The 24,851-nt window shown below is 53.9% G+C and carries 21 protein-coding genes and 2 tRNA genes; 3 read left to right on the top strand and 20 right to left on the bottom strand.

The annotated features are described in order from the left end of the window. Window positions 1–65: 65 nt before the first annotated feature. The 14 genes from pnp to rlmE form a co-directional block, all read right to left on the bottom strand. Window positions 66–2,192, bottom strand: coding sequence for a polyribonucleotide nucleotidyltransferase (gene pnp, locus KUE00_RS10630; protein ID WP_246759844.1), 2,127 nt, complete (start codon window positions 2,190–2,192; stop codon window positions 66–68). 298 nt (window positions 2,193–2,490) lie between these two features. Then, complete coding sequence (gene rpsO / locus KUE00_RS10625) at window positions 2,491–2,760, bottom strand: 30S ribosomal protein S15 (RefSeq protein ID WP_024966694.1); 270 nt, start codon at window positions 2,758–2,760, stop codon at window positions 2,491–2,493. A gap of 77 nt (window positions 2,761–2,837) precedes the next feature. Then, a complete protein-coding gene (gene truB, locus KUE00_RS10620; RefSeq protein ID WP_246759843.1) occupies window positions 2,838–3,812 on the bottom strand; it encodes a tRNA pseudouridine(55) synthase TruB in 975 nt (324 codons plus the stop codon). Next, window positions 3,812–4,213 carry a 30S ribosome-binding factor RbfA gene (rbfA, locus tag KUE00_RS10615; RefSeq protein WP_246759842.1) on the bottom strand — a complete coding sequence of 134 codons (402 nt, stop codon included), beginning with the start codon at window positions 4,211–4,213 and terminating at the stop codon, window positions 3,812–3,814. Before rbfA ends, truB begins: the two co-directional genes overlap by 1 nt. A gap of 72 nt (window positions 4,214–4,285) precedes the next feature. Further along, complete coding sequence (infB, locus tag KUE00_RS10610; RefSeq protein WP_246759840.1) at window positions 4,286–6,973, bottom strand: translation initiation factor IF-2; 2,688 nt, start codon at window positions 6,971–6,973, stop codon at window positions 4,286–4,288. A gap of 24 nt (window positions 6,974–6,997) precedes the next feature. Next, window positions 6,998–8,485, bottom strand: a complete 1,488-nt coding sequence (nusA, locus tag KUE00_RS10605; RefSeq protein WP_246759839.1) for a transcription termination factor NusA — start codon at window positions 8,483–8,485, stop codon at window positions 6,998–7,000. Window positions 8,486–8,509: 24 nt separating this feature from the next. Further along, the gene (rimP, locus tag KUE00_RS10600; RefSeq protein ID WP_148101243.1) at window positions 8,510–8,962 is read right to left on the bottom strand and encodes a ribosome maturation factor RimP; all 453 of its coding nucleotides are present in this window, start codon (window positions 8,960–8,962) and stop codon (window positions 8,510–8,512) included. Between the two features lie 211 nt (window positions 8,963–9,173). After that, window positions 9,174–9,250 (bottom strand) — tRNA-Met (locus KUE00_RS10595). Between the two features lie 59 nt (window positions 9,251–9,309). Then, window positions 9,310–9,396, bottom strand: a tRNA-Leu gene (locus KUE00_RS10590). 48 nt (window positions 9,397–9,444) lie between these two features. Then, the gene (gene secG / locus KUE00_RS10585) at window positions 9,445–9,774 is read right to left on the bottom strand and encodes a preprotein translocase subunit SecG (protein WP_246759838.1); all 330 of its coding nucleotides are present in this window, start codon (window positions 9,772–9,774) and stop codon (window positions 9,445–9,447) included. A 274-nt stretch (window positions 9,775–10,048) separates the two neighbouring features. Next, on the bottom strand, window positions 10,049–11,383 hold the full coding sequence (glmM, locus tag KUE00_RS10580; RefSeq protein ID WP_246759837.1) for a phosphoglucosamine mutase: 1,335 nt from the start codon (window positions 11,381–11,383) through the stop codon (window positions 10,049–10,051). A gap of 1 nt (window position 11,384) precedes the next feature. Continuing rightward, complete coding sequence (folP, locus tag KUE00_RS10575; protein WP_246760118.1) at window positions 11,385–12,221, bottom strand: dihydropteroate synthase; 837 nt, start codon at window positions 12,219–12,221, stop codon at window positions 11,385–11,387. Between the two features lie 107 nt (window positions 12,222–12,328). After that, window positions 12,329–14,236: an ATP-dependent zinc metalloprotease FtsH gene (gene ftsH / locus KUE00_RS10570; RefSeq protein WP_246760117.1), complete on the bottom strand. Its 1,908-nt coding sequence runs from the start codon at window positions 14,234–14,236 to the stop codon at window positions 12,329–12,331. A gap of 55 nt (window positions 14,237–14,291) precedes the next feature. Next, window positions 14,292–14,921 (bottom strand): 23S rRNA (uridine(2552)-2'-O)-methyltransferase RlmE, encoded by a 630-nt coding sequence (gene rlmE, locus KUE00_RS10565; protein ID WP_246759836.1) that lies wholly within the window; start codon window positions 14,919–14,921, stop codon window positions 14,292–14,294. A gap of 127 nt (window positions 14,922–15,048) precedes the next feature. On the opposite strand from rlmE, the gene yhbY reads away from it, so the two are divergent. Further along, window positions 15,049–15,342, top strand: a complete 294-nt coding sequence (gene yhbY / locus KUE00_RS10560; RefSeq protein WP_125287107.1) for a ribosome assembly RNA-binding protein YhbY — start codon at window positions 15,049–15,051, stop codon at window positions 15,340–15,342. A gap of 104 nt (window positions 15,343–15,446) precedes the next feature. Here the strand turns inward: yhbY and greA are convergent, their stop codons facing one another. Then, window positions 15,447–15,923, bottom strand: a complete 477-nt coding sequence (gene greA / locus KUE00_RS10555) for a transcription elongation factor GreA (RefSeq protein WP_246759835.1) — start codon at window positions 15,921–15,923, stop codon at window positions 15,447–15,449. Window positions 15,924–16,171: 248 nt separating this feature from the next. On the opposite strand from greA, the gene dacB reads away from it, so the two are divergent. Beyond that, window positions 16,172–17,605 (top strand): serine-type D-Ala-D-Ala carboxypeptidase, encoded by a 1,434-nt coding sequence (gene dacB, locus KUE00_RS10550; RefSeq protein ID WP_246760116.1) that lies wholly within the window; start codon window positions 16,172–16,174, stop codon window positions 17,603–17,605. Between the two features lie 52 nt (window positions 17,606–17,657). Here the strand turns inward: dacB and KUE00_RS10545 are convergent, their stop codons facing one another. The 5 genes from KUE00_RS10545 to rplU all read right to left on the bottom strand — a co-directional run bounded on the left by KUE00_RS10545 (window position 17,658) and on the right by rplU (window position 23,341). Further along, window positions 17,658–19,919: a TonB-dependent siderophore receptor gene (locus KUE00_RS10545; protein WP_281434575.1), complete on the bottom strand. Its 2,262-nt coding sequence runs from the start codon at window positions 19,917–19,919 to the stop codon at window positions 17,658–17,660. Between the two features lie 261 nt (window positions 19,920–20,180). After that, a complete protein-coding gene (fepB, locus tag KUE00_RS10540; RefSeq protein ID WP_246759832.1) occupies window positions 20,181–21,140 on the bottom strand; it encodes a Fe2+-enterobactin ABC transporter substrate-binding protein in 960 nt (319 codons plus the stop codon). A gap of 153 nt (window positions 21,141–21,293) precedes the next feature. Next, complete coding sequence (gene cgtA / locus KUE00_RS10535) at window positions 21,294–22,472, bottom strand: Obg family GTPase CgtA (RefSeq protein WP_246759830.1); 1,179 nt, start codon at window positions 22,470–22,472, stop codon at window positions 21,294–21,296. A 284-nt stretch (window positions 22,473–22,756) separates the two neighbouring features. After that, complete coding sequence (gene rpmA / locus KUE00_RS10530) at window positions 22,757–23,014, bottom strand: 50S ribosomal protein L27 (RefSeq protein ID WP_013204035.1); 258 nt, start codon at window positions 23,012–23,014, stop codon at window positions 22,757–22,759. 15 nt (window positions 23,015–23,029) lie between these two features. Then, window positions 23,030–23,341: a 50S ribosomal protein L21 gene (gene rplU, locus KUE00_RS10525; protein ID WP_125287102.1), complete on the bottom strand. Its 312-nt coding sequence runs from the start codon at window positions 23,339–23,341 to the stop codon at window positions 23,030–23,032. Between the two features lie 255 nt (window positions 23,342–23,596). On the opposite strand from rplU, the gene ispB reads away from it, so the two are divergent. Next, entirely contained in the window at window positions 23,597–24,568 is a 972-nt protein-coding gene (ispB, locus tag KUE00_RS10520) for an octaprenyl diphosphate synthase (RefSeq protein WP_246759829.1), read from the top strand. The last annotated feature ends 283 nt before the right edge of the window (window positions 24,569–24,851 follow it).

Here is a 24,851-nt window from a genome sequence, read left to right as displayed (position 1 = left end):
AGGTGTCGTCCTGCCCTCGCGATGAAACGGCTCTCCGCCCAACGGCGGAGAGCTTAGCGTTCTTCTTACTCTGCTGAAGCTTCTGGTGCTGGCGCAGCAGCCGCTTCCGGCTCGGCTGCTTCTTTGATGCTCAGGCGCACGCGGCCCTGACGATCAACTTCCAGTACCTTCACCGGCACTTCCTGGCCCATCTGCAGATAGTCAGTGACTTTCTCAACGCGCTTGTCGGCGATTTGAGAAATATGCACCAGACCTTCTTTACCGCCGCCGATAGCGACGAAGGCACCGAAGTCTACGATACGAGTAACTTTACCGTTGTAGATACGGCCCACTTCGATTTCTGCAGTGATCTCTTCGATACGACGGATAGCAAATTTCGCTTTGTCGCCATCGGTTGCCGCGATTTTTACGGTACCGTCATCTTCGATTTCGATGGTGGTGCCGGTTTCTTCGGTCAGCGCACGAATAACGGAGCCGCCTTTACCGATAACGTCTTTGATCTTGTCCGGGCTGATCTTGATGGTATGGATGCGCGGAGCAAACTGAGAGATATCGCCGCGTGGCGTGCTGATAGCCTGTTCCATTACGCCCAGGATGTGCAGACGTGCGCCCTTAGCCTGGTTCAGTGCCACCTGCATGATTTCGCGGGTGATACCTTCGATTTTAATGTCCATCTGCAGCGCGGTGATGCCTTCACGGCTACCGGCTACTTTAAAGTCCATATCGCCCAGGTGATCTTCATCGCCCAGGATATCAGACAGCACGACAAAGTTGTCGTTATCTTTAACCAGACCCATCGCGATACCGGCTACGGCCGCTTTGATCGGCACGCCCGCATCCATCAGCGCCAGAGAAGCACCGCAAACGGAAGCCATTGACGATGAACCGTTAGATTCGGTGATTTCTGACACTACGCGCACGGTGTACGGGAACGCATCGCCTTTAGGCATAACGGCCAGCACGCCACGCTTCGCCAGACGACCGTGACCAATTTCACGACGCTTCGGCGAACCAACCATACCGGTTTCACCTACGGAGTATGGAGGGAAGTTGTAGTGGAACAGGAAGCTGTCGGTACGTTCGCCCATCAGCTCGTCCAGATTCTGTGCGTCACGCGCGGTACCCAGCGTAGCCGTTACCAGCGCCTGAGTTTCACCACGGGTAAACAGCGCGGAGCCATGAGTACGTGGCAGTACGCCAGTGCGCACGTCCAGGCCACGGATCATATCTTTTTCACGACCGTCGATACGCGGCTCGCCACGCAGAATGCGGCTACGCACCACGTTCTTTTCCAGACCGTGCAGGATGTCGCTGATTTCGCCTTCATCCAGCTCTGCATCTTCCGCCAGCAGCGCCGCTGTGGTTTCAGATTTGATCACGTCAACCTGAGCATAGCGCTCCTGTTTTTCAGTGATGCGATAGGCGTCGCTCAGGCGAGATTCGGCCAGCGCGGCGATGCGGCTGTGCAGCGCTTCGTTAACCGCTTCTGGCTGCCAGTCCCAGCGTGGTTTACCGGCTTCGGCAACCAGCGCCTTGATGTTCTCAATTACAACCTGCTGCTGCTCGTGGCCAAATACCACGGCACCCAGCATCTGGTCTTCGCTCAGCAGTTCCGCTTCGGATTCCACCATCAGCACCGCACCTTCGGTACCGGCAACAACCAGATCCAGCTTGCTCTCTTTCAGCTCGTCGGTGGTTGGGTTCAGCACGTACTGGTCATTGATATAACCTACGCGGGCAGAACCGATTGGGCCGTTGAACGGAATGCCTGACAGGCTCAGCGCGGCGGACGCACCGATCATCGCCACGATATCCGGGTTAACCTGTGGGTTAACGGAAACCACGGTAGCGATAACCTGCACTTCGTTAACGAAACCTTCCGGGAACAGCGGACGAACCGGGCGGTCAATCAGACGCGCAATCAGGGTTTCGCCTTCGCTTGGACGGCCTTCACGACGGAAGAAGCTGCCCGGGATACGGCCAGCAGCGTAGGTACGCTCCTGGTAGTTAACGGTCAGTGGGAAAAAGTCCTGACCTGGCTTAGCTTTTTTCTGGCCTACAACGGTGACGAATACGGCAGTATCGTCCATGCTTACCATCACGGCAGCCGTTGCCTGGCGCGCCATCATACCGGTTTCAAGCGTAACGGTATGCTGACCATACTGGAATTTTTTTACGATCGGATTCAGCAAAATTATATCCTTAACGTTCCTGGCAAGGCACCGCCCTGCCGTGAATCTTAAATCTTCTTTGCATCCTCGCGACTAATGACAACCCTAATCCCCCATGGGACAAAGCCTCTCATTAGCCGCGCGAATCTCTGCAACTGAAGATCACACTCAGCAACAATACAATAGTTTGGCCTGGATTGCTGCGTTCAGACTGAAAAAAGGGGCCGTAAAGGCCCCTTTTTAGCGAAACTCGCATAAATCTGCCTTTGGTTTCCTTTTCCTCGCAGGTGACTGAAGAAAAAGGCAGCAGATTGTAAGACTAGCGACGCAGACCCAGACGCTCGATCAGGCTGGTGTAACGTGCTACATCTTTACGCTTCAGGTAATCCAGCAGCTTACGACGCTGAGAAACCATACGCAGCAGACCGCGACGGCTGTGGTGGTCTTTTTTGTGCTCAGAGAAGTGACCCTGCAGATGGTTAATCTGTGCGGTCAGCAGAGCAACCTGAACTTCAGTAGAACCACTGTCGTTTGCATCACGGCCGTAATCAGCAACGATCTGCGCTTTAGTTTCAACACTTAGAGACATGTTACCACTCCAAATTTTAAGATAAATGTACAGGTGCCGATCTCTAATTCAGCAACCCAGTGTAAAGCCGAGTCATTCTACTCTGAGCCTGAGGCTTTCGCAAATGCCGCATCGGAATATTCTACAACCAGCCGCCGTGGCGCGACGCGGCCATCGTCGGCCACTTCCGCCATGCCGATAAACTTGCGTTCTTCGCCTTCCGTCACGCGGATCATGCCGGAATCCGGCACGTTAGTCGCCTGCACCGGCATACCCTGTTTAAAGTATGCGGCTACGCTGGTCAACAGATTCACTTCCGGATACGCAGCAGCAGGACTATCCATCGGCATCAGCAGCGGATCCAGCAGCTCTGCTGCCGGACGGCCGTTGGCAAGCGCTTCCTCACTGAGCGCCTGAAGCTGCTCAAGCGTCACCATGCTGGCAATCGGATAGGTCGCCACCTGCAGGCGGCGCAGGTAGATAACATGCGCGCCGCAGCCCAGAATTTCACCCAAATCGTCCGTAATGGTACGGATATAGGTGCCTTTCGAGCAGTGGATTTCCAGCTCCAGCTCAGAACCTTCCAGACGGATAAATTTTAGTTCATAGACGTTGATGCTGCGTGCTTCACGCGGTACTTCAATGCCCTCACGCGCGTATTCATAAAGCTTGCGCCCCTGATACTTGAGCGCCGAATACATCGACGGCACCTGCTGAGTTTCCCCACGGAAGCCGTCGAGCGCATCGTCGAGCTGCTGCTGCGTAAAGGTAACAGGCCGCTCGCTGATAATTTGCCCGTCGGCGTCCGACGTATCGGTACGCTGTCCCAGACGGGCCACCACGCGATAGCGCTTGTCAGAATCCAGCAGGTATTGAGAAAACTTGGTGGCTTCACCCAGGCAAATCGGCAGCATGCCGGTTGCCAGCGGATCGAGCGCGCCGGTATGGCCCGCCCGGTTCGCATTAAACAGTCGCTTTACTTTCTGTAGCGCATCGTTAGAGGAAAGCCCACCGGGTTTATCCAGCAGTAAAACACCGTGAATATCGCGTCCGCGACGACGAGGACGGCTCATTATTCCTCCTTGTCATCTTCCGCAGGGCCACGGCGCTCGGCGTCGTTGCGTACTACGTTAGTGACAAGGTTAGACATGCGCATACCTTCAACCAGCGAGTTGTCGTAGAAGAAGGTTAACTCAGGCACGATACGCAGGCGCATCGCTTTGCCCAGCAGCGTACGGATATAGCCAGAAGCATCACCCAGCGCGCGCAGGCCCGCCTTGATAGCGTCTTCGTCTTTATCGTTTAAAAAGGTAACAAATACCTTGGCATAGGCCAGATCGCGGGAAACGTCGACGCCGGAAACCGTAACCATCATGCCCAGGCGCGGATCTTTAATCTCGCGCTGTAAAATAATCGCGATCTCTTTTTGCAGTTCCTGGGAGACGCGCTGCGGGCGACCAAATTCTTTCGCCATAATTCTTTTCCTCAAAAAATTCGGGAGGCACAGCGGCCTCCCAAATATATTGCTTTATGTTTCAGGCAACTATTAAGCGATAGTACGCTGGATTTCGATAATCTCGAAGACTTCGATCATATCGCCAACGCGCACATCGTTGTAGTTCTTCACGCCGATACCACATTCCATGCCGTTACGGACTTCGCTAACGTCATCTTTGAAGCGGCGCAGGGATTCCAGCTCGCCTTCATAGATAACCACGTTGTCGCGCAGTACGCGGATTGGGTTGTGACGTTTGATATTGCCTTCCGTCACCATACAGCCGGCAACAGCGCCGAACTTCGGTGATTTGAACACGTCACGCACTTCGGCCAGGCCGGTGATCTGGTGCTTGTACTCAGGTGACAGCATACCGCTCATCGCCTGCTTCACTTCGTCAATCAGGTTATAGATGACGGAGTAGTAACGCAGATCCAGGCTTTCTGAATCGATCACGCGGCGCGCAGAAGCGTCAGCACGAACGTTGAAGCCAACCAGGATGGCGTTGGAAGCCGCAGCCAGCGTAGCGTCGGTTTCGGTGATACCACCTACGCCAGAACCTACAATCTTCACCTTCACTTCGTCGGTAGACAGCTTCATCAGTGAGTCAGCGATAGCTTCGACAGAACCCTGGACGTCAGCTTTCAGCACGATGTTCAGCTCAGAAACTTCGCCTTCGGTCATGTTAGCAAACATGTTCTCGAGTTTAGATTTCTGCTGACGCGCCAGCTTAACTTCACGGAATTTGCCCTGACGATAGAGCGCAACTTCACGCGCTTTCTTCTCGTCACGTACCACGGTCGCTTCGTCACCGGCAGCAGGCACGCCTGACAGACCCAGGATCTCAACCGGAATAGAAGGACCAGCGGTCAGCACTTCGCGTCCCAGCTCGTCACGCATCGCACGCACACGGCCATACTCGAAGCCGCACAGCACGATATCGCCTTTGTTCAGCGTACCTTCACGTACCAGCACGGTAGCAACCGGACCACGACCTTTATCCAGGAAGGATTCGATAACTACGCCGCTTGCCATACCCTGACGAACCGCGGTCAGTTCCAGAACTTCTGCCTGCAGCAGAATAGCGTTTAACAGATCGTCAATACCGGTTCCCGCTTTTGCAGAAACGTTAACGAACATGTTTTCGCCGCCCCACTCTTCCGGAATGATTCCGTACTGGGTCAGCTCGTTTTTAACGCGATCCGGATCGGCTTCTGGCTTATCGCACTTGTTCACCGCAACCACAACCGGCACTTTTGCCGCTTTGGCGTGCTGAATAGCTTCGATGGTCTGTGGCATCACGCCGTCATCGGCTGCCACTACCAGGATAACGATATCCGTTGCCTGAGCACCACGGGCACGCATTGCGGTAAACGCGGCGTGGCCTGGGGTATCCAGGAAGGTAACCATACCGTTGTCGGTTTCAACGTGGTAGGCACCAATGTGCTGGGTAATGCCGCCCGCTTCGCCAGAGGCGACTTTAGTGGAGCGGATATAGTCCAGCAGCGACGTTTTACCGTGGTCAACGTGACCCATGATAGTCACCACCGGCGCACGCGATTCCATCGCTGCATCGGTATCACGATCGCTCATTACCGCTTCTTCCAGCTCGTTTTCGCGGCGCAGCGTCACTTTGTGACCCATTTCTTCCGCGACCAGCTGGGCAGTTTCCTGATCGATAACCTGGTTGATGGTCGCCATAGCGCCCATCTTCATCATCGCTTTGATGACCTGAGAACCTTTCACCGCCATTTTGTTAGCCAGTTCCGCTACGGTGATGGTTTCACCGATAATCACGTCACGGTTAACGGCCTGGGCCGGCTTGTTGAAGCCCTGCTGCAGCGTACTCTTACGCTTGCCGCCTTTACCGCCGCGGAACTGCGCACGCGCTTCTTCACGGTCGGTTTTCGCTTCAGAATGCTTGTTGCCTTTCTTACGCTGTGGGGCTTTCGCCGGGCGCGCAGCGCGAGTGCGACGGTCGCCTTCAACCTGCGCGTCGTTTTCGTCTTCTGCTGCACGAGCGTGCGTGGACGTGGTTACGTGATAGTCAGAAGTGTCTTCCACTTCTTTCTCTGCTTCCGCCCACTCGGAGCCTTTTTCTTCCGCCATTTTACGGGCCTCTTCCGCTACGCGCTTCGCTTCTTCTTCAATCTTGCGACGCGCTTCTTCTTCGGCTTTACGCTTCAGTTCTGCGGCTTCCGCTTCGCGGCGAGCTTTGTCAGACTGTTGGGTGCGGGTCATATCGTCGGTTTGTTGGTTGCTCACTTTGTCTTTTTCCGCTGCTTCACGCCTGGCTTTTTCAGCTGCCTCACGTTTGGCCTGCTCCTCGGCTTCACGCTGCGCTTTTTCTTGAGCTTCGCGCTGGGCTTTTTCTTCAGCCTCGCGACGAGCCATTTCTTCCGCTTCACGCTGCGCCTGCTCTTCTGCTTCTGCCTGAGCGGCATCTGCAGGATCGCCTTTTACATAGGTGCGTTTTTTGCGGACTTCGATTTGCACCGATTTACTTTTACCGCCGGTGCCCGGGATGTTCAAGGTACTGCGCGTTTTGCGCTGTAATGTCAGTTTACCAGAACCGCCGTTGTTGTCGCGATTCAGATGGGTAAGGAGCGTCTCTTTTTCCTGCTGGGTCACAGAGTCGTTCTCAGACTTGCGGATCCCTGCATCAGCAAATTGCTGTACCAGGCGTTCTACCGGTGTCTGAATCTCTGCGGCCAGCGATTTTACAGTTACATCTGTCATGCTGTTCCTTCCTGCTACAGTTTATTACGCGTCGTCGCCGAACCAGCAGATATTACGTGCAGCCATAATCAGCTCACCGGCCTGCTCATCGCTCAGGCCTTCAATATCCGACAGGTCGTCAACACCCTGCTCGGCAAGATCTTCCAGCGTGCAAACGCCTTTCGCTGCCAGCTTAAATGCCAGTTCACGATCGAGACCTTCCAGGTTCAGCAGATCTTCTGCCGGCTGGTTGTCGCCCTGACTCTCAGCTTTTTCCAGAGCAAGGGTAGTTAACGCATTTTTCGCACGATCGCGCAGCGCTTCTACTGTCTCTTCATCCAGACCGTCAATTTCCAACAGCTCGTTGATTGGCACGTACGCCAGTTCTTCCAGAGAAGAGAAGCCTTCTTCAACCAGCACGGTTGCGAAATCTTCATCAATGTCGAGATGTTTGGTAAAGACGTCGATGGCAGCATGGGCTTCAGCCTGGTGCTTGGCCTGCAGATCGTCGACCGTCATCACGTTTAGCTCCCAGCCGCTCAGCTGGGAAGCCAGACGCACGTTTTGGCCGTTACGGCCAATCGCCTGAGCCAGATTTCCGGCTTCTACGGCGATATCCATGGTGTGATTATCTTCATCCACCACGATAGAGGCGACATCCGCCGGGGCCATCGCGTTGATCACGAACTGCGCAGGATTATCATCCCACAGCACGATATCAATACGTTCGCCACCCAGCTCGCTGGATACCGCCTGAACACGCGCACCACGCATACCTACACAGGCACCGACCGGGTCGATACGCTTGTCGTTGGTCTTAACAGCGATCTTGGCACGAGAGCCCGGATCGCGCGCGGCGGCTTTAATCTCAATCACTTCTTCGCCGATTTCCGGCACTTCGATGCGGAACAGCTCAATCAGCATTTCCGGTTTGGAACGGCTGACAAACAGCTGGGCACCGCGTGCTTCCGGACGTACAGCGTACAGGACACCACGGATGCGGTCGCCTGGACGGAAGTTTTCGCGTGGCAGCATGTCTTCACGGATAATGACCGCTTCAGCATTGTTGCCCAGATCCAGAGAGATATTGTCGCGGTTAACTTTCTTAACTACGCCGGTGATGATCTCGCCTTCCTGCTCGCGGAACTGGTCAACGACCATTGCGCGCTCGGCTTCGCGAACCTTCTGTACGATAACCTGTTTGGCCGTCTGCGTGGTAATACGGTCAAAGGTTACTGACTCAATCTGATCTTCAACGTAATCGCCCAGATTCAGCGACTCGTCTTCATAACGCGCGGCATCCAGGGTGATTTCACGCGTTGGCATGGTGACTTCGTCAACAATAACCCAGCGGCGAAACGTGTCAAAATCGCCGCTTCTGCGGTCGATGCTGACGCGGACGTCGATTTCCTGCTCATATTTTTTCTTGGTAGCCGTGGACAGTGCGCTCTCCAGCGCTTCGAAAATCTTCTCGCGCGGGAGGGATTTCTCGTTAGATACTGCCTCGACTACAGCTAAGATTTCTTTGTTCATCCTGGTATGCCTCAATCCGGACTTTTAAAAGTGGGGAACCAGGTTCGCCTTCTGGATGTTACTCAGCGCGAACACTTCGTCGTTACCCTCAACGGCAACGGTTACCATTTCACCATCTACGGATTTAATGATTCCCTGCCATTTGCGGCGGTTCTGTACGGCCATACGCAGCACCAGGCTTACTTCTTCGCCGGTGAATCGCGCGTAGTGCTCTGCGGTAAAGAGTGGGCGCTCAAGGCCTGGCGAGGAGACTTCAAGGTTGTAAGCAACGGTGATGGGATCTTCGACATCAAACACCGCACTGACCTGGTGGCTAACATCAGCACAATCATCAACATTGATGCCATCTTCACTATCAATATAGATGCGCAGCGTAGATGTGCGACCGCGAACGAACTCAATGCCAACCAGCTCGTAGCCCAGCGCTTCTACCGGTGCTGTGATCAGCTCTGTTAATTTTTGCTCTAATGTGGACAATCCCACCCCCAAGACATAAAAAAAGGGCTTAATAGCCCAGTATGCTGTTTCCTGATAACAAAAAACCCCGAAAATCGGGGCTTTATGCGACTGGACCCTGTACGCCATAAATGGCGGTTCGGCACAATCCAGATAGAATTTTTTTCAAAATTCGCTGTTGATGCGCCGTGCATTGCATACAGTATATTTGAAAAAGAACTCTAAGGGAAAGTGGTTGCGGGGGCCGGATTTGAACCGACGACCTTCGGGTTATGAGCCCGACGAGCTACCAGGCTGCTCCACCCCGCGTCCGAAAACGTGGCAAATACTACGCCGATCTTGCATAAAATGCAAGCAAAACTGAGATTTGGTACCGAGGACGGGACTTGAACCCGTAAGCCCATGCGGGCACTACCACCTCAAGGTAGCGTGTCTACCAATTCCACCACCACGGCACTAAAGGTTGCGACTTTTTGATTTCTGTCGCGTCGAAATTATCGTACTTACTGTGGGATATCGCTACCCGGCGTGGCCGGTTTAGCTGGCTGGCTCTGCTGCTGTGCAGGCTGAGACAGATTTTCCCACTCGCTTCCTTTCTGCGTTTTGTTGCTGTTGAGGTTGCCCAGAATCAAGCTGATAATAAAGAACAAAGTCGCCAGCACTGCGGTCATACGGGTCATAAAGTTACCTGAACCGTTAGAGCCAAACAGCGTTGCTGAAGAGCCTGCACCAAACGACGCGCCCATATCAGCGCCTTTACCTTGCTGCAACATAATCAGACCAACCAGGCCGATTGCCACAATAAGGAAAACTACTAAAAGAGCTTCGTACATAATCAACCTGTTTCCTTGCGCGTTAACCGCACATCAAAAGCTTCAAACCCAGTGAGAAGATAGCGTTGTTGCTACCCATCAGAAGCGGGTGTGAATACTAACCAAAGCGGAATGATTGCGCAAGGGCAATTTAGCGCATCGATATCGATCGCAGAAAAAAACGGCAATGACGCAGATAATGCTGAAAATTTCGTCACATATCACGCAGCTACGTTCGTTTCGCGCCGAATAAAATATTTTCGTCCGGCGCGCGTGGGTCAGTAATTTACGGCTTTCAAACCGCCTTCACGGCATCGGCAATGCGATGCGCCAGCGCGGTGACCAGCGCTTCATCTTCGCCTTCTACCATGACGCGAATCAGCGGCTCGGTGCCGGATTTTCTCAGCAATACGCGTCCGCGTCCGCGCAGCTCTTTTTCTGCTTCGGCCGTCACGTTTTTTACCTGGGCATCTTCCAGCGGATCGGTGTCGCCGCTGAAGCGCACGTTAACCAGAATTTGCGGCAGCAGTTTCATGCCGCTGCACAAATCATGCAGGCTCATGTGGTTGCGCACCATCGCAGTCAGTACTTGCAAACCCGCCACGATACCGTCACCGGTGGTGGTTTTGTCCAGCAGGATTACATGGCCGGAGTTTTCCGCACCCAGCCGCCAGCCTTTTTCCTGCAGTTTTTCCAGCACGTAACGATCGCCTACTTTAGCGCGAGCAAAAGGAATGCCCAGCTGTTTCAGCGCCAGCTCAAGGCCCATGTTGCTCATCAGCGTTCCCACTACCCCGCCGCGTAGCTGTCCCTGACGCAGACCTTCACGCGCGATGATATAGAGGATCTGGTCGCCGTCGACTTTTTCACCCAGATGATCGACCATCATAATGCGGTCGCCGTCACCGTCGTAGGCCAGGCCAATATCGGCTTTTTCTGCCAGTACCCGCGCCTGCAGTTGACGAACATCCGTGGCACCGCACTCTTTGTTGATGTTCATGCCGTCCGGATTAACGCCCAGCGTAATGACTTCCGCACCCAGCTCGCGCAGGACGTTTGGCGCAATGTGGTAGGTCGCACCGTTAGCGCAGTCGACCACGATTTTAAGGCCGTTCAGGCTAAGCTCGCTGGGGAAAGTGCCTTTGCAGAATTCGATATAGCGGCCGGCTGCATCCACGATGCGGCTGGCACGGCCCAGTTCGGCGGATTCAACGCAGGTGATAGGCTTTTCCATTTCCGCTTCGATAGCTTCTTCTACTTCGTCAGGCAGCTTGGTGCCCTCAATGGAGAAAAACTTGATGCCGTTATCGTCGAAAGGATTGTGCGAAGCGGAGATCACAATGCCCGCTTCCGCGCGGAAAGTACGAGTTAAATAAGCAATCGCTGGCGTAGGCATAGGGCCGGTAAAGGCAGCCGACAGACCCGCCGCAGCCAGGCCCGCCTCCAGCGCCGATTCCAGCATGTAGCCAGAAATACGCGTATCTTTACCAATAATGATTTTTCTTGAGCCGTTACGCGCCAGTACCTTTCCGGCTGCCCAGCCCAGCTTCAGCATAAAATCTGGCGTGACCGGCGGCTCGCCCACTTTGCCACGGATGCCGTCGGTACCAAAATACTTACGATTGCTCATTCTACTTTTCCTTCGCTGACAGTGTTGCTTCGACGACGCGCATCGCCTCAACGGTTTCTTTAACATCATGAACGCGCAATACGTGCGCGCCCTGCATGGCGGCGATAACAGCACAGGCCAGGCTGCCCGTCAAACGCTGCGAAGGGCCGACGTTCAATAACTGGCCAATCATGCTTTTACGTGACATCCCGACCAGCAGCGGCAAACCAAAACGGTGAAAATCACCCAGGTGCGCCAGCAGCTGATAGTTGTGCGAGAGATTCTTACCGAAACCGAATCCCGGGTCGAGCAGCAACCGCTCTTTTTTGATACCTGCGGCTTCACATCGGGCAATTTGTTCAATAAAAAAGGTTTCGACATCCTGCAGGAAATGCTGATATTTCGGCGACTGCTGCATGGTTTTCGGCTCGCCCTGCATATGCATCAGGCAGATTGGCAACCCGGTTTCTGCGGCGGCTTCCAGCGCGTCGGGCTCCTGTAGCGAGCGGATATCGTTGATGATATGGGCACCCGCTTTCGCCGCTTCCCGAATGACCTCTGGCTTAGAGGTATCCACTGAAATCCAGACCTCAAAGCGCTGCGCGATAGCGTGCACTACGGGAATAACGCGCTCAAGCTCCTGCTCGACGCTAACGTCATCAGCGCCCGGCCGGGTAGATTCGCCACCGATATCAATAATCGTCGCGCCCGCGTTAATCATGCTGTTGGCGTGGGTCAGCGCCTGCACCAAATCATTATGTTTGCCGCCATCGGAAAACGAGTCCGGCGTTACGTTCAGGATCCCCATGACGTGAGGATGGCTTAAGTCGAGCACGGAATCTCTGGCGTAAAGTTTCATGGTGGCGCTTCTCCCTTTGATTTTGCGTTTCGGCCTGACCGATTGACTCATAAAAAAACCCCGGTCATTGCCGGGGTTTGCTGTTACTTAAGGCTTTTGCCTGGCTATCACATGGTGTTACCAGGGTTTGGCGTACGCGGTTCATCAACCGGACGCGGCGCCTTTGGCGTGCCGTTGCTGTCGGAACTGCTGCCCGGATCTTCCCATCCTGCTGGCGGACGTACTTCACGTCGTGCCATCAGATCGTCAATCTGCGGAGCATCAATAGTTTCGTACTTCATCAGCGCATCTTTCATTGAGTGAAGGATGTCCATGTTTTCGTTCAGAATACGGCGCGCACGCTGGTAGTTGCCTTCGATCAGCGCTTTGACTTCCTGATCGATGATGCGTGCGGTTTCATCGGACATATGCTTCGCTTTCGCGACGGAGCGTCCCAGGAACACTTCGCCTTCTTCTTCCGCATAAAGCAGCGGCCCCAGCTTCTCAGAGAAGCCCCATTGCGTAACCATGTTACGAGCAATGGAAGTTGCCACTTTAATGTCGTTAGAAGCACCGGTAGAAACGTGTTCCACACCGTAAATGATCTCTTCAGCCAGGCGACCGCCGTACAACGTGGAGATCTGGCTTTCCAGCTTCTGACGGCTGGCGCTTATCGCGTCGCCTTCAGGCAGGAAGAAAGTCACACCCAGCGCGCGACCGCGCGGGATAATCGTCACTTTGTGCACCGGATCGTGTTCTGGTACCAGGCGACCAATGATAGCGTGGCCCGCTTCGTGATAGGCGGTCGATTCTTTCTGCGCTTCCGTCATCACCATAGAGCGGCGTTCCGCACCCATCATGATTTTGTCTTTCGCTTTCTCGAACTCTACCATCGAAACAACACGTTTATTGCCGCGAGCAGCAAACAGCGCCGCTTCGTTCACCAGGTTAGCCAAATCGGCACCGGAGAAACCAGGCGTACCGCGTGCGATAACCAGCGCGTCAATATCGGTAGCCAACGGCACGCGACGCATATGCACTTTCAGAATCTGTTCGCGTCCACGCACATCCGGCAGACCAACCACGACCTGACGGTCAAAACGGCCCGGACGCAGCAGCGCTGGGTCAAGCACGTCAGGACGGTTGGTCGCAGCGATCACGATAATGCCTTCGTTGCCTTCAAAACCGTCCATCTCGACCAGCATCTGGTTCAGCGTCTGCTCACGCTCATCGTGACCACCGCCCAGACCCGCGCCACGCTGACGGCCAACCGCATCGATCTCATCGATAAAGATGATGCAGGGCGCCGCTTTTTTAGCTTGTTCAAACATATCGCGCACGCGGGATGCACCCACGCCGACAAACATTTCAACAAAGTCAGAACCGGAGATAGTGAAGAAAGGCACTTTTGCTTCGCCAGCAATCGCTTTGGCCAGCAGCGTCTTACCGGTACCCGGAGGCCCGACCATCAGCACGCCTTTTGGAATTTTACCGCCCAGCTTCTGGAAACGGCTCGGCTCGCGCAGGTATTCCACCAGCTCGCCGACTTCCTCTTTCGCTTCGTCACAGCCCGCAACGTCTGCAAAAGTGGTTTTGATCTGATCTTCCGTCAGCATGCGGGCTTTGCTTTTGCCGAAGGACATCGCGCCCTTGCCGCCCCCGCCCTGCATCTGGCGCATAAAGAAGATCCAGACGCCGATCAATAACAACATTGGGAACCATGAAATGAAGATAGAAGCCAGCAGGCTTGGCTCTTCAGGCGGTTCGCCAACCACTTTTACATTTTTAGTCAACAGGTTATCGAGTAACTTGGGATCGTTGACGGGGATGTAGGTTGTGTATTTGTTGCTGTCTTTTTTGACAACGTTGATTTCACGCCCGTTAATACGTGCCTCGCGGACCTGATCCTGGTTCACTTCTGACAGGAAGGTTGAGTAATCAACCCTACGGCCATTTGACTCGCTGGGCCCAAAGCTCTGGAATACAGACATCAGCACGACTGCAATGACTAGCCAGAGAATCAGGTTTTTCGCCATGTCACTCAAGGGATTAACCTCTTATTACAACTGTGTTAACAGACAGCGTAGGGTACTATAGTTTGCGCCCTGTCGCTACAATGTACACTTCACGCGATCGAGAGCGCGAAGCGTCCGGCTTACGAATTTTTACTTTCGTAAACAGGGAGCGAATTTCCCGGAGGTAATCTTCAAAGCCATCTCCCTGAAACACTTTCACTAAAAAACTGCCGCCAGGTGCCAGTACATCCCGACACATATCCAGTGCAAGCTCAACCAAATACATTGACCTTGGAATATCGACCGCCGGCGTTCCCGTCATGTTGGGTGCCATATCTGACATCACAACCTGCACTTTGGTATCGCCAACGCGTTCCAGCAGGGCTTTCAGCACCAGTTCATCACGAAAGTCGCCCTGAAGGAAATCGACACCGACGATAGGATCCATCGGCAGGATATCACAGGCGATAACGCGACCTTTGGCGCCAATTTGCGTGACCACATACTGAGACCAGCCACCGGGCGCTGCGCCGAGATCGACAACCGTCATTCCCGGTTTGAACAGCTTGTCACCCTGCTGTATTTCATCAAGTTTAAACCAGGCGCGCGAGCGCAGCCCTTTTTTCTGTGCCTGAAGCACATATTTATCGCTAAAGTGTTCCTGTAGCCAGCGGCTGGAACTGGCCGAACGCTTTTTACCAGTCATACAATTTCCAACTATGATTCAACGTATGCGATAAATAAACCGCGCAAATCAGCATGCCGATTTGGTGATATACCCGAGATGGCGGTAGAATGACCCGTTTTCAATCCCAATGTAAGTAAAAAATACGATGAATCTGAGTACCAAACAAAAACAGCACCTGAAAGGACTGGCCCATCCGCTGAAGCCTGTCGTCATGTTAGGCAACAACGGTCTGACCGAAGGGGTGCTGGCCGAAATCGAACAGGCACTGGAGCACCACGAGCTCATCAAGGTAAAAATCGCCACGGAAGACCGTGAGACAAAAACCCTGGTTGTTGAAGCTATCGTGCGCGAAACCAAAGCCGCAAACGTGCAGGTTATCGGCAAGACGCTGGTGCTGTACCGTCCAACGAAGGAACGTAAAATCGCCCTTCCTCGCTAGCTTAGCAGCGTGTGAAAGTGACACGCTCCCGATGTCAGGAAAAGGCCGCAGTGCGGCCTTTTTCTTTTCTTTACATTATTTCTGCAAAGTTCTCTAAGAATAAATCAAAGATACTCAACTTTCAGAATTTCATACTCAACGTCGCCGCCTGGCGTTTTGATGATGGCCACGTCATCCGGTTCTTTCCCGATCAGGCCGCGAGCCATAGGGGAATTTACTGAAATTAAATTCTGTTTAAAGTCCGCTTCGTCGTCACCAACGATACGGTAAGTAGATTCTTCGTCGGTATCCACGTTCAGGATACTCACCGTAGCCCCAAAAATAACGCGGCCATTATTCGGCATTTTTGTGATATCGATCACCTGAGCATTCGACAGCTTGGCTTCGATTTCCTGAATACGCCCTTCACAGAAGCCCTGCTCTTCGCGCGCGGCATGGTACTCTGCGTTTTCTTTTAAATCGCCATGTTCGCGAGCTTCGGCAATCGAGGCAATAATTCGCGGGCGTTTAACGGTTTTCAGCTCTTCAAGCTCTGCGCGCAGTGCTTCCGCGCCTCTTACCGTCATCGGAATCTGATTCATCTCAATACCTCGTAAAATCTGTCCTGTGCAAAATTGTTGTCATCCTGACAGGCAAATGCAGAAAAAGCGTTCTGCGGCGCTTGCCACTGATTTACAAACGAAAGAAACCTGACCCGAAAAGTTTCCAGGGCCTGGCGGTTTTGCATTTTGATACGTATTTTAACGCAGAGTTCCCTATGGGTCATCGTTTACTTTCCACCATGATGCACCGTAGTATGGCAACATCACCTGCCAGTAAACGCGAGATTATGCGATTTTCACGAATTGTTACCGGCTTAGCCTGCGCATTTATGCTGAATGCCCATGCGGCCACGGTCGAAGACTATACTCAGTATCTGCCCGATGGCGCAAACCTGGCGCTGATTGTGCAAAAAATCGGCGCGGACACGCCCTCGATTGATTACCACAGCAAGCAAATGGCGCTGCCCGCCAGTACCATGAAGGTGATTACCGCGCTGGCTGCCCTGTTGCAGCTTGGGCCGGACTACCGTTTTCATACGCAGCTGGAAAGCAAAGGTTCCGTTAGCGGTAATACGCTAAAAGGCGACCTGGTTGCGCGATTTGGTGGCGATCCGACGCTAACACGTCAGGATTTGCGCAATATGGTTATCGCGCTGAAAAAACAGGGCGTCGAGCATATTGCGGGTAACGTGGTGATTGATACTTCGGTATTCGCCAGCCACGATAAGGCGCCAGGCTGGCCGTGGAACGATTTAACGCAATGCTTTAGCGCACCGCCAGCGGCGGCCATTGTCGATCGTAACTGCTTTTCGGTTTCGCTCTATAGCGCGCAAACGCCAGGCGAGAAGGCTTTCATTCGCGTTGCCTCTTTCTATCCGGTCAATATGTTCAGCCAGGTACGTACGCTGGCGCGCGGTTCGTCAGAAGCGCAGTATTGCGAGCTGGACGTGGTGCCGGGCGAACTTAACCGTTTTACCCTGACGGGCTGTATGACCCAGCGTTCAGAACCGCTGCCGTTGGCTTTCGCTATTCAGGACGGAGCAAGCTATGCAGGCGCGCTGCTGAAAGCTGAACTACAGCAGGCCGGCATCGACTATTCCGGCCATCTGTTGCGCCAGACGCTGCCAACGCCGCCCGCCACCGTGCTGGCAGAGAAACAATCCGCCCCGCTGCACGACTTGCTGCATACCATGCTGAAAAAATCCGACAACATGATTGCGGATACCGTGTTCCGGACGATTGGTCACGAACGCTTTGGCGTGCCGGGTACGTGGCGCGCCGGATCGGATGCGGTACGTCAGATTTTACGGCAAAAAGCGAATATCGATCTGGGCAACAGCATTCAGGTAGATGGTTCCGGGCTGTCACGCCATGACCTGATTTCTCCTGCGACCATGATGCAGGTGCTGCAATATATTGCGCAGAATGACCAGCAGCTGAACTATATCTCTATGCTGCCTCTGGCTGGCTATGACGGCACATTGCGCTATCGTGGTGGCCTGCATGAAGCGGGCGTGGACGGAAAAGTGTCGGCGAAAACCGGCTCGCTACAGGGCGTTTATAACCTGGCTGGCTTTATTACTACCGCCAGCGGCAAGCGGGTTGCCTTTGTACAATATCTTTCGGGTTATGCGGTTCCGCCACAGGATCAGAAACAGCGTCGTATTCCGCTGGTCCGCTTTGAAAGCCGTTTGTATAAAGATATTTATCAGAATTATTAAGACTGTTGGATGTTACAGGCCCGCAATATTGCGGGCCTGTGCCTTAATGAAATCAGAAGTGCGTATTCAGGCTCATATAGTAAGTACGGCCCGACTCGTTATAGGTGTTAGCACCAGCGCCATACATGTAAGCCCCGGTCGTTGAATTTCCTGTCGTTTGCGCATTGCCTTCACGGAAATGACGCTTGTCGAACAGGTTATCCACGCCCAGCGTTACGCTGGCATACTTGTTCACCGCATAGGTGCCGCTCAGGCCCAGAATAGAGTAAGGACTCACCGTTGATTTCTCCGTGCCGCTGACCGCCTCGCCCTTGTAGTTGTACTTCTTCGGCGTCTGACGGCCGTACCAGGTAAAGGTTGTTTGCAGCGACAGATCCTGCGTCGCCTGCCAGGACAGCGTGGAGTTCAGGGTATATTGCGGGATAATCGACAGGCGGTCACCCGTGGTTTTATTCTTACTTTGCAGCATATAGGTCAGGTTATTGTTCCAGGTAATAGCTTCCGTGACCGGCAGGTTTACTGTTCCTTCCAGACCTTCTACTACCGCTTTCGGCACGTTTTCCCACTTATAGATATCGGTACTGCCGGTTGAGCCGGATGGCTCATAGCCTGATTCAATCTTGTTACGATAGTCATTGCGGAACCAGGTCAGACCGGCCTGATAGCCTTCATGCTTGTACTCCACGCCAACTTCTTTGTTGATGCTGGTTTCGGCTTTGAGATCGTCGTTGCCCATCAGATAACAGGCACCGGCGCTGTCAGCGCAGCCCTGACCCCGGCTGTAAAGCACGTAGTTAGGGTTAGTCTGGTACAGGCTTGGCGCTTTATAGGCTCTGGCGATACCCAGCTTCAGCGTAAAGTCATCGTCCAGCGCCTGCGACAGGTTAAGCGAAGGGCTCCAGTTGTTGCCGACAATGCTGTGATGATCGAAACGCAGACCAGGCACCAGCGTGGTGCTGTCAGTCAGCTCCATGTTGTCTTCCGCGAACAGCGAGAAAATTTGTGCAGAAGAGTAAGGGCTGCGATTAGTGCTGCTGATGCCGTCAATAGCGCCGCCAGAGAGCGCCTGGGTATTAGAAGCGCCATCCTTCATGCGCTGCTGGTTCCATTCGGTTCCCAGCGTGGCAGTCTGGTTAACTAAAAACTCAAACGGTATGCTGACTTCACTGTGCAGCAGCACATCATTGAGTTCGATGGTAGAGAAGCCGCTGTCGGAGAAGATCCCCTCCGTTCCGCCTGCTAAACCTTCGTTCATACGTGAGTTGCGCGTGTTTTCATACTGGGCATAGGTGCGCGTGCTAACGCCGTTGTCCCAAACGCCCGTCCAGTTAACCGCGTAATCCTGACGGTACAGGCGGTTAGTTTCATCACCGTATTCGCTCTTCACCAGCGCGCTGGTATTAGTGTTCTGCGTATCGCCCGCATAGAGATTGCCCTGACGACTGTAACCGGCGCTGAATTCCAGATTCTGGTTTGGCGCGAATTCCCAGCGCAGCTTGCCGTGAATATCTTTATTCACCACGCCTTCACGTCCTGCCGGCACGGTATCGGCATAGCTGCCGGTTCGCAGCGACTGATGGCCTTCATTGATATATTGCGCGTCAGCCTGCGTCTTGCTCAGGTTGCCCCACAACGAGAAGGTAACGTCATCCCCTAACGGGCCGGTAAGGGAGAAGTTCGAGCGTTTGGTCGATCCTTCTGATTTATGCTCCGGCATATTCAGATAAGTGTTCCAGGAGCCGTGCCATTCGTTGCTGGTCTGTTTGGTAATGATATTGACCACGCCGCCCGCGGCACCGTTGCCATAACGCGCGGCGGCCGGGCCCCTGATGACTTCAATATGGTCAACCATCTCTGGCGGCACCCAGTTGGTATCGCCGCGCGTATCGCGTTCACCACGCCAGCCCAAACGTACCGAGTTGCGGCTGGCAACCGGCATGCCGTCAATCAGGATTAGGGTGTTTTCCGGACCCATGCCGCGAATATCAATCTGGCGATTGTTGCCGCGCTGGCCGCTGGTGGAGTTGCCGGTCAGGTTAACGCCCGGCATGGTGCGGATGATTTCAGACAGATCGCGGGCAGGTGGTCGTTTTTTTATTTCGTCAGAGGTGATGGTAGAAACGCCCGGTGCCTGCAGGTTTTGCTGCTCCGCCGTTACCATCATGGTCGCGCCTTCCGTGTTGCTGGTCGTGCCGGAGGCCGCTTTTGCCGTCGCCGCCGCCGTGTTTTCCTGCGTGGTATCTGCCGCGCTCGCTGCCACGACCATGCCCAGTTCAAGTAAAATTGCTAGTGATAATCTTGATAGTCTTTTCAACGTTCTCATTCCCTGCCAATTCGCCCTGCCCGTATCCACAGTGGCAATTAGATGAATTCAAAGGCGGAAATACGTTGTTGTCCGCCCTGCCAGCGTTATCAAACGGCTCTGACGTTTGTCACCAGGCGGCAATACATTATTTTAAATGCAAACTATTATCAATTCGATTATGCATCGCATTCTTATTGAGGCAGCTGATTTTGAGAGATGGCGCGTAAAGTAAAGGAATTGTGCCCTGGCTAACGCCGGGGCACGGACAGGCTATTTTGCGGAGAAAAGCTGTTCAAGACGAGTCAGCACGTTGCTGGCGCTATAGTAATCCAGACGAAAGCTGTCTTCGCCTAAGGTGTAAACCTGCTTAGCTTTAATGGCTGGTGAAGTTGCAAGCAGCGGCTCGGCCAGCAGCGCTTTGTTATCGTCAGCGGCGAACATCATTATGCTGTTGCCCGTCAGCCCGGTGACCAGGTTCTCTCCCGCGACAGGAATAATATCCCGTCGCTTAAGCCGCTGGCTGGCCTGTAATACGATAGCCGACGGCTTAGCCAGCGTGAAGCCAAGCGACTCCAGCAATTTTCCCTGGGCGGACTCGGGCGTCCAGAGGTTTACCAGATGAGCATGAGGATTATAAACCAGCGCGGAAACGGGCTGCGGCGGCAGCCTGAGCCTGGCCTTGACCTCTTTTTCACGCTGCGCATAGCTTTGAATCGACTTTTGCGCCTCGGCCTCTTTGCCGGTGGCCTGTGCAAGCACGCGCTCTACTTCCTGCCAGCTTTTATCGTCATAGTTGACAACCAGCGTCGGGGCCAGCGCGGCCAGACGGTCGTAAAACGGCAGCGCAGAGTCATTCCCTGTCGCGCTAACGATGATCAGATCGGGATTTTCTGCGGCTATCGCTTCAAGGTTTGGCTCGCCGCTGTAGAGCCGCTTAACGCCTTTCGCTACCGCAACTTTCCCCCACTGGCGGAAAAAGCCCTGGCCATCCGCAATACGATGGCCCGGCATGGTTGCGCCACTGGCAATGACCGGGGCATCTATCGCTAACAGCGAGCCGGTCAGCGTTACGCTGGTGGAGACAATGCGTTCAGGTTGTTGCTTAAGCACAATCTCGCCCTTGACGCTGGTGAGATGACGCGGCCAGCCTCCCTCGGCACGAGCCGGGCTAACAGAAAGGAGCGAAAGGGCAAAACAGATCAGGGAAAGCAGGCGAACGTAAGCAGTCATTCTCAAAGCTCTTTCAATCAGGGCGAAGCGGTATGCCTCGCGCACCTCAGCAAGAGAGAATGATAATGATTATCTTTATTACCGGGAAGGAATAATTTCCGGTGGCGAAGGTTCGCCGCAAAAAACAGAGGCACCCTAAGGTGCCCCGCAAGATTAGCGCTGATAGATGATTTCGACGCCTTCGTCGTCTTCATCGTCCCAGTCTTCATCCCAGTCGTCGTCTTCTTCTACCGCCGTTTCAGCTTCTTCCAGCTGTTGACGATGATAGTCGTCCCACATGAATTCCACTTTCTCCGGCTGCTTCTCTTCCACTTCCGCCTCTTTTGGATTGGCGTTCAGGAAGGACATTACGTCCCAGCACAGCGGCGTAACGCCGACGCGGTTGGCCGCAGAGATCAGATAATATTTATCCGTCCAGCCCAGCGCTTCGGCAATCGCCTTCGCACGGGATTCAGCTTCTTCCTGGTCCAGCAGGTCAACCTTGTTGAAAACCAGCCAGCGTGGCTTGTTAAACAGCTTCTCGCTGTATTTTTCCAGCTCGCCCAGGATGATACGGGCATTTTCTACCGGATCGGACTCGTCAATCGGTGCCAGGTCAATAGTGTGCAGCAGCACGCGGCAGCGCTCAAGGTGCTTAAGGAAGCGAATACCCAGACCGGCACCGTCAGAAGCGCCTTCAATCAGGCCAGGAATATCGGCTACCACAAAGCTTTGCTCGCTATCCATACGCACCACGCCCAGGCTTGGCACCAGCGTGGTAAACGGATAGTCGGCGACTTTAGGCTTCGCAGCAGAAACGGCGCGAATAAAAGTAGATTTACCTGCGTTTGGCAGACCCAGCATACCGACATCGGCCAGCAACATCAGCTCCAGCTGCAGGTCGCGCTTTTCACCCGGCGTGCCCATCGTTTTCTGACGAGGCGTACGGTTAACGGAAGATTTAAAGCGGGTGTTGCCCAGGCCATGCCAGCCGCCTTTGGCGACCATGGTCTGCTGACCGTGCGTCATCATATCGCCCAGCGTTTCGCCGGTGCCCTGATCGATGATGCGGGTGCCAACAGGCACTTTAATAATAATGTCTTTGCCGCGTTTGCCGGTACAGTCACGGCTCTGGCCATTCTGGCCACGTTCAGCGCGGAAAGATTTTTCGAAACGGTAATCGATCAGGGTGTTCAGGTTTTCATCGGCCTGCATGTAGACGTCGCCGCCGTCGCCGCCATCACCACCGTCCGGTCCGCCCCGGGGAATATATTTTTCACGACGGAAGCTGACGCAGCCATTGCCGCCATCGCCCGCAGCAACGAGGATCGTCGCTTCATCAACAAACTTCATGTTACTTCTCCGTAAATCATTTTGCCCGCTGCTGGCAGGATGATCCGTCGTGGCTCGCTGGCCTTATAACAGATCCCTGGTGCCGCAGACCACGCGTCTTTTCCAGACAGGGATCCGCTTTAAGACATCATGCAGCTGAATATAAATTGTACAGCAAAGGGCTTTGCTGGCAACCCGCGCTATGCGGGTCAGAATGCAGAATGTAAAAAGCCCCGCAATCATAGCGGGGCTTTTTGATTCGCTGCTAAAAGCGGTATCGGGTACCGCTTTCAGGCACGAAAACCTTACTCAGCAACGATGCTGATGTATTTGCGGTTGTTCGGGCCTTTCACTTCGAACTGGACCTTGCCGTTTGCGGTAGCAAACAGGGTGTGGTCACGGCCGCAGCCTACGTTGGTGCCCGCGTGGAATTTGGTGCCACGCTGACGAACGATGATGCTACCTGCCAGAACGCTTTCGCCACCGAAACGCTTAACACCCAGACGTTTTGCGTTGGAATCGCGGCCATTTCGAGTGGAACCGCCAGCCTTTTTATGTGCCATTTGTCAGATCTCCTCTTAGGCGCTGATGCCAGTGATCTTCACATCAGTGAACCACTGACGGTGACCCTGCTGCTTACGGTAGTGCTTACGACGACGAAACTTAACGATCTTAATTTTGTCGCCACGTCCGTGAGCAATGATTTCTGCTTTGATCACGCCGCCTGAAACTAAAGGTGCGCCGATCGTCACTTCTTCGCCGTTGGCGATCATCAGAACCTGGTCGAACTCAATCGTTTCGCCGGTTGCGATGTCCAGCTTTTCCAGGCGAACGGTCTGACCTTCGCTCACTCGGTGTTGTTTACCACCACTTTGGAAAACCGCGTACATATAAACTCCGCTCTCGCGCTTGCCTTCTTGATGTCAGGCTGCGCTATAAATATTCACAATAGGGCGCGAATTCTACGCAACTTCGCAAGCGATGACAAGTGCCTGGTAGGGGGTATTGCAGAAAAAAAACGCAAAGCACAGGCAAATGTTTCACAGCCGCAATTTTCAAGTACAATCTGTTATACATTACATGCCGCAGGCACGGGTAAAGACGCTTATCATAGCCGCAATAGTGGGCAATAGCTGAACAGACTAATGAACTTAGAACAGATAAACGAACTCACCGCGCAGGACATGGCGGACGTCAATGCAACCATACTCGAGCAGCTGAACTCTGAGGTTTCTCTCATCAACCAGCTGGGTTACTACATCATCAGCGGCGGCGGCAAACGCATTCGCCCGATGATTGCCGTTTTGGCTGCTCGCGCCTTAAATTATTCCGGTAAACAGCACGTTACCGTGGCTGCCCTGATCGAATTCATCCATACCGCAACGTTGTTACATGACGACGTGGTCGATGAGTCTGACATGCGCCGCGGTAAAGCAACCGCCAACGCCGCTTTTGGTAACGCGGCCAGCGTACTCGTTGGTGATTTTATCTATACGCGTGCCTTTCAGATGATGACCAGTATCGGCTCGCTGCGCGTGCTGGAGCTGATGTCGGAAGCGGTCAACGTCATTGCAGAAGGTGAAGTGTTGCAGCTGATGAACTGCAACGATCCTGATATCACCGAAGAAAGCTACATGCGGGTGATTTACAGCAAGACCGCCCGTCTGTTTGAAGCGGCCGCGCAGTCCTCCGCGATTCTGGCCTCCGCTACCCCGGAGCAGGAAAAGGCGTTACAGGATTATGGCCGCTATATCGGCACGGCTTTCCAGCTTATCGACGATCTTCTCGACTACAGCGCCGATGGGGAAACGCTGGGTAAAAACGTCGGCGACGACCTGAGCGAAGGAAAACCTACGCTGCCGCTGCTGCACGCTATGCGTACCGGAACGCCTGAACAGGCTGCCATGATCCGTGGTGCAATAGAACAGGGCAACGGCCGCCATTTGCTGGAGCCCGTTCTTGAAACCATGCGTCAGTGCGGTTCTCTGGAGTGGACGCGTGAATCAGCAGAGCGCGAGGCGGATAAAGCTATCGCCAGCCTTAGCATCCTGCCGGAGTCACCGTGGCGCAGCGCGCTTGAAGCACTGGCGCACATGTCAGTACAGCGCGAGTTTTAATGCCGTAAGCGCGGCTACCTGCCGCGCTTCGCACCGGTAAAAACGTCAAGCTCCCGCTGCCGTACGCGCCAGAAAAGGTGCGGGCTAAGGTAGCGTGGGTGCGGCTTTTTGTAGCCTGACGCAGCTTAACTTCGCCTGTCCGTACTCAATCCCCCCCTCATAAGTTACTTTTTGCCTGCCGCCTTCACCTTTCTGATGTAACTCGTCACGCCGTTGCGTAACTTTGCGTACTACTACGCAAAAAGCAAAACCTTGTAAAAAAATATTGGAAATTTCTTGCCCG

The sequence above is a fragment of the Erwinia phyllosphaerae genome, from assembly GCF_019132875.1.
In the GTDB taxonomy this organism is placed as follows: Bacteria; Pseudomonadota; Gammaproteobacteria; order Enterobacterales; family Enterobacteriaceae; genus Erwinia; species Erwinia phyllosphaerae.
Note: the sequence above shows the minus strand (reverse complement) of the source record. Positions and strands in the feature narration are given on the sequence as shown.

Bases quoted from the DNA above. Each gene is read 5' to 3' on its own strand.
- rpsO (WP_024966694.1), bottom strand. From the start codon at position 2,760: ATGTCTCTAAGTGTTGAAACTAAAGCGCAGATCGTTGCTGATTACGGC.
- truB (WP_246759843.1), bottom strand. From the start codon at position 3,812: ATGAGCCGTCCTCGTCGTCGCGGACGCGATATTCACGGTGTTTTACTG.
- rbfA (WP_246759842.1), bottom strand. From the start codon at position 4,213: ATGGCGAAAGAATTTGGTCGCCCGCAGCGCGTCTCCCAGGAACTGCAA.
- infB (WP_246759840.1), bottom strand. From the start codon at position 6,973: ATGACAGATGTAACTGTAAAATCGCTGGCCGCAGAGATTCAGACACCG.
- nusA (WP_246759839.1), bottom strand. From the start codon at position 8,485: ATGAACAAAGAAATCTTAGCTGTAGTCGAGGCAGTATCTAACGAGAAA.
- secG (WP_246759838.1), bottom strand. From the start codon at position 9,774: ATGTACGAAGCTCTTTTAGTAGTTTTCCTTATTGTGGCAATCGGCCTG.
- glmM (WP_246759837.1), bottom strand. From the start codon at position 11,383: ATGAGCAATCGTAAGTATTTTGGTACCGACGGCATCCGTGGCAAAGTG.
- folP (WP_246760118.1), bottom strand. From the start codon at position 12,221: ATGAAACTTTACGCCAGAGATTCCGTGCTCGACTTAAGCCATCCTCAC.
- ftsH (WP_246760117.1), bottom strand. From the start codon at position 14,236: ATGGCGAAAAACCTGATTCTCTGGCTAGTCATTGCAGTCGTGCTGATG.
- rlmE (WP_246759836.1), bottom strand. From the start codon at position 14,921: ATGACTGGTAAAAAGCGTTCGGCCAGTTCCAGCCGCTGGCTACAGGAA.
- yhbY (WP_125287107.1), top strand. From the start codon at position 15,049: ATGAATCTGAGTACCAAACAAAAACAGCACCTGAAAGGACTGGCCCAT.
- greA (WP_246759835.1), bottom strand. From the start codon at position 15,923: ATGAATCAGATTCCGATGACGGTAAGAGGCGCGGAAGCACTGCGCGCA.
- dacB (WP_246760116.1), top strand. From the start codon at position 16,172: ATGCGATTTTCACGAATTGTTACCGGCTTAGCCTGCGCATTTATGCTG.
- fepB (WP_246759832.1), bottom strand. From the start codon at position 21,140: ATGACTGCTTACGTTCGCCTGCTTTCCCTGATCTGTTTTGCCCTTTCG.
- cgtA (WP_246759830.1), bottom strand. From the start codon at position 22,472: ATGAAGTTTGTTGATGAAGCGACGATCCTCGTTGCTGCGGGCGATGGC.
- rpmA (WP_013204035.1), bottom strand. From the start codon at position 23,014: ATGGCACATAAAAAGGCTGGCGGTTCCACTCGAAATGGCCGCGATTCC.
- rplU (WP_125287102.1), bottom strand. From the start codon at position 23,341: ATGTACGCGGTTTTCCAAAGTGGTGGTAAACAACACCGAGTGAGCGAA.
- ispB (WP_246759829.1), top strand. From the start codon at position 23,597: ATGAACTTAGAACAGATAAACGAACTCACCGCGCAGGACATGGCGGAC.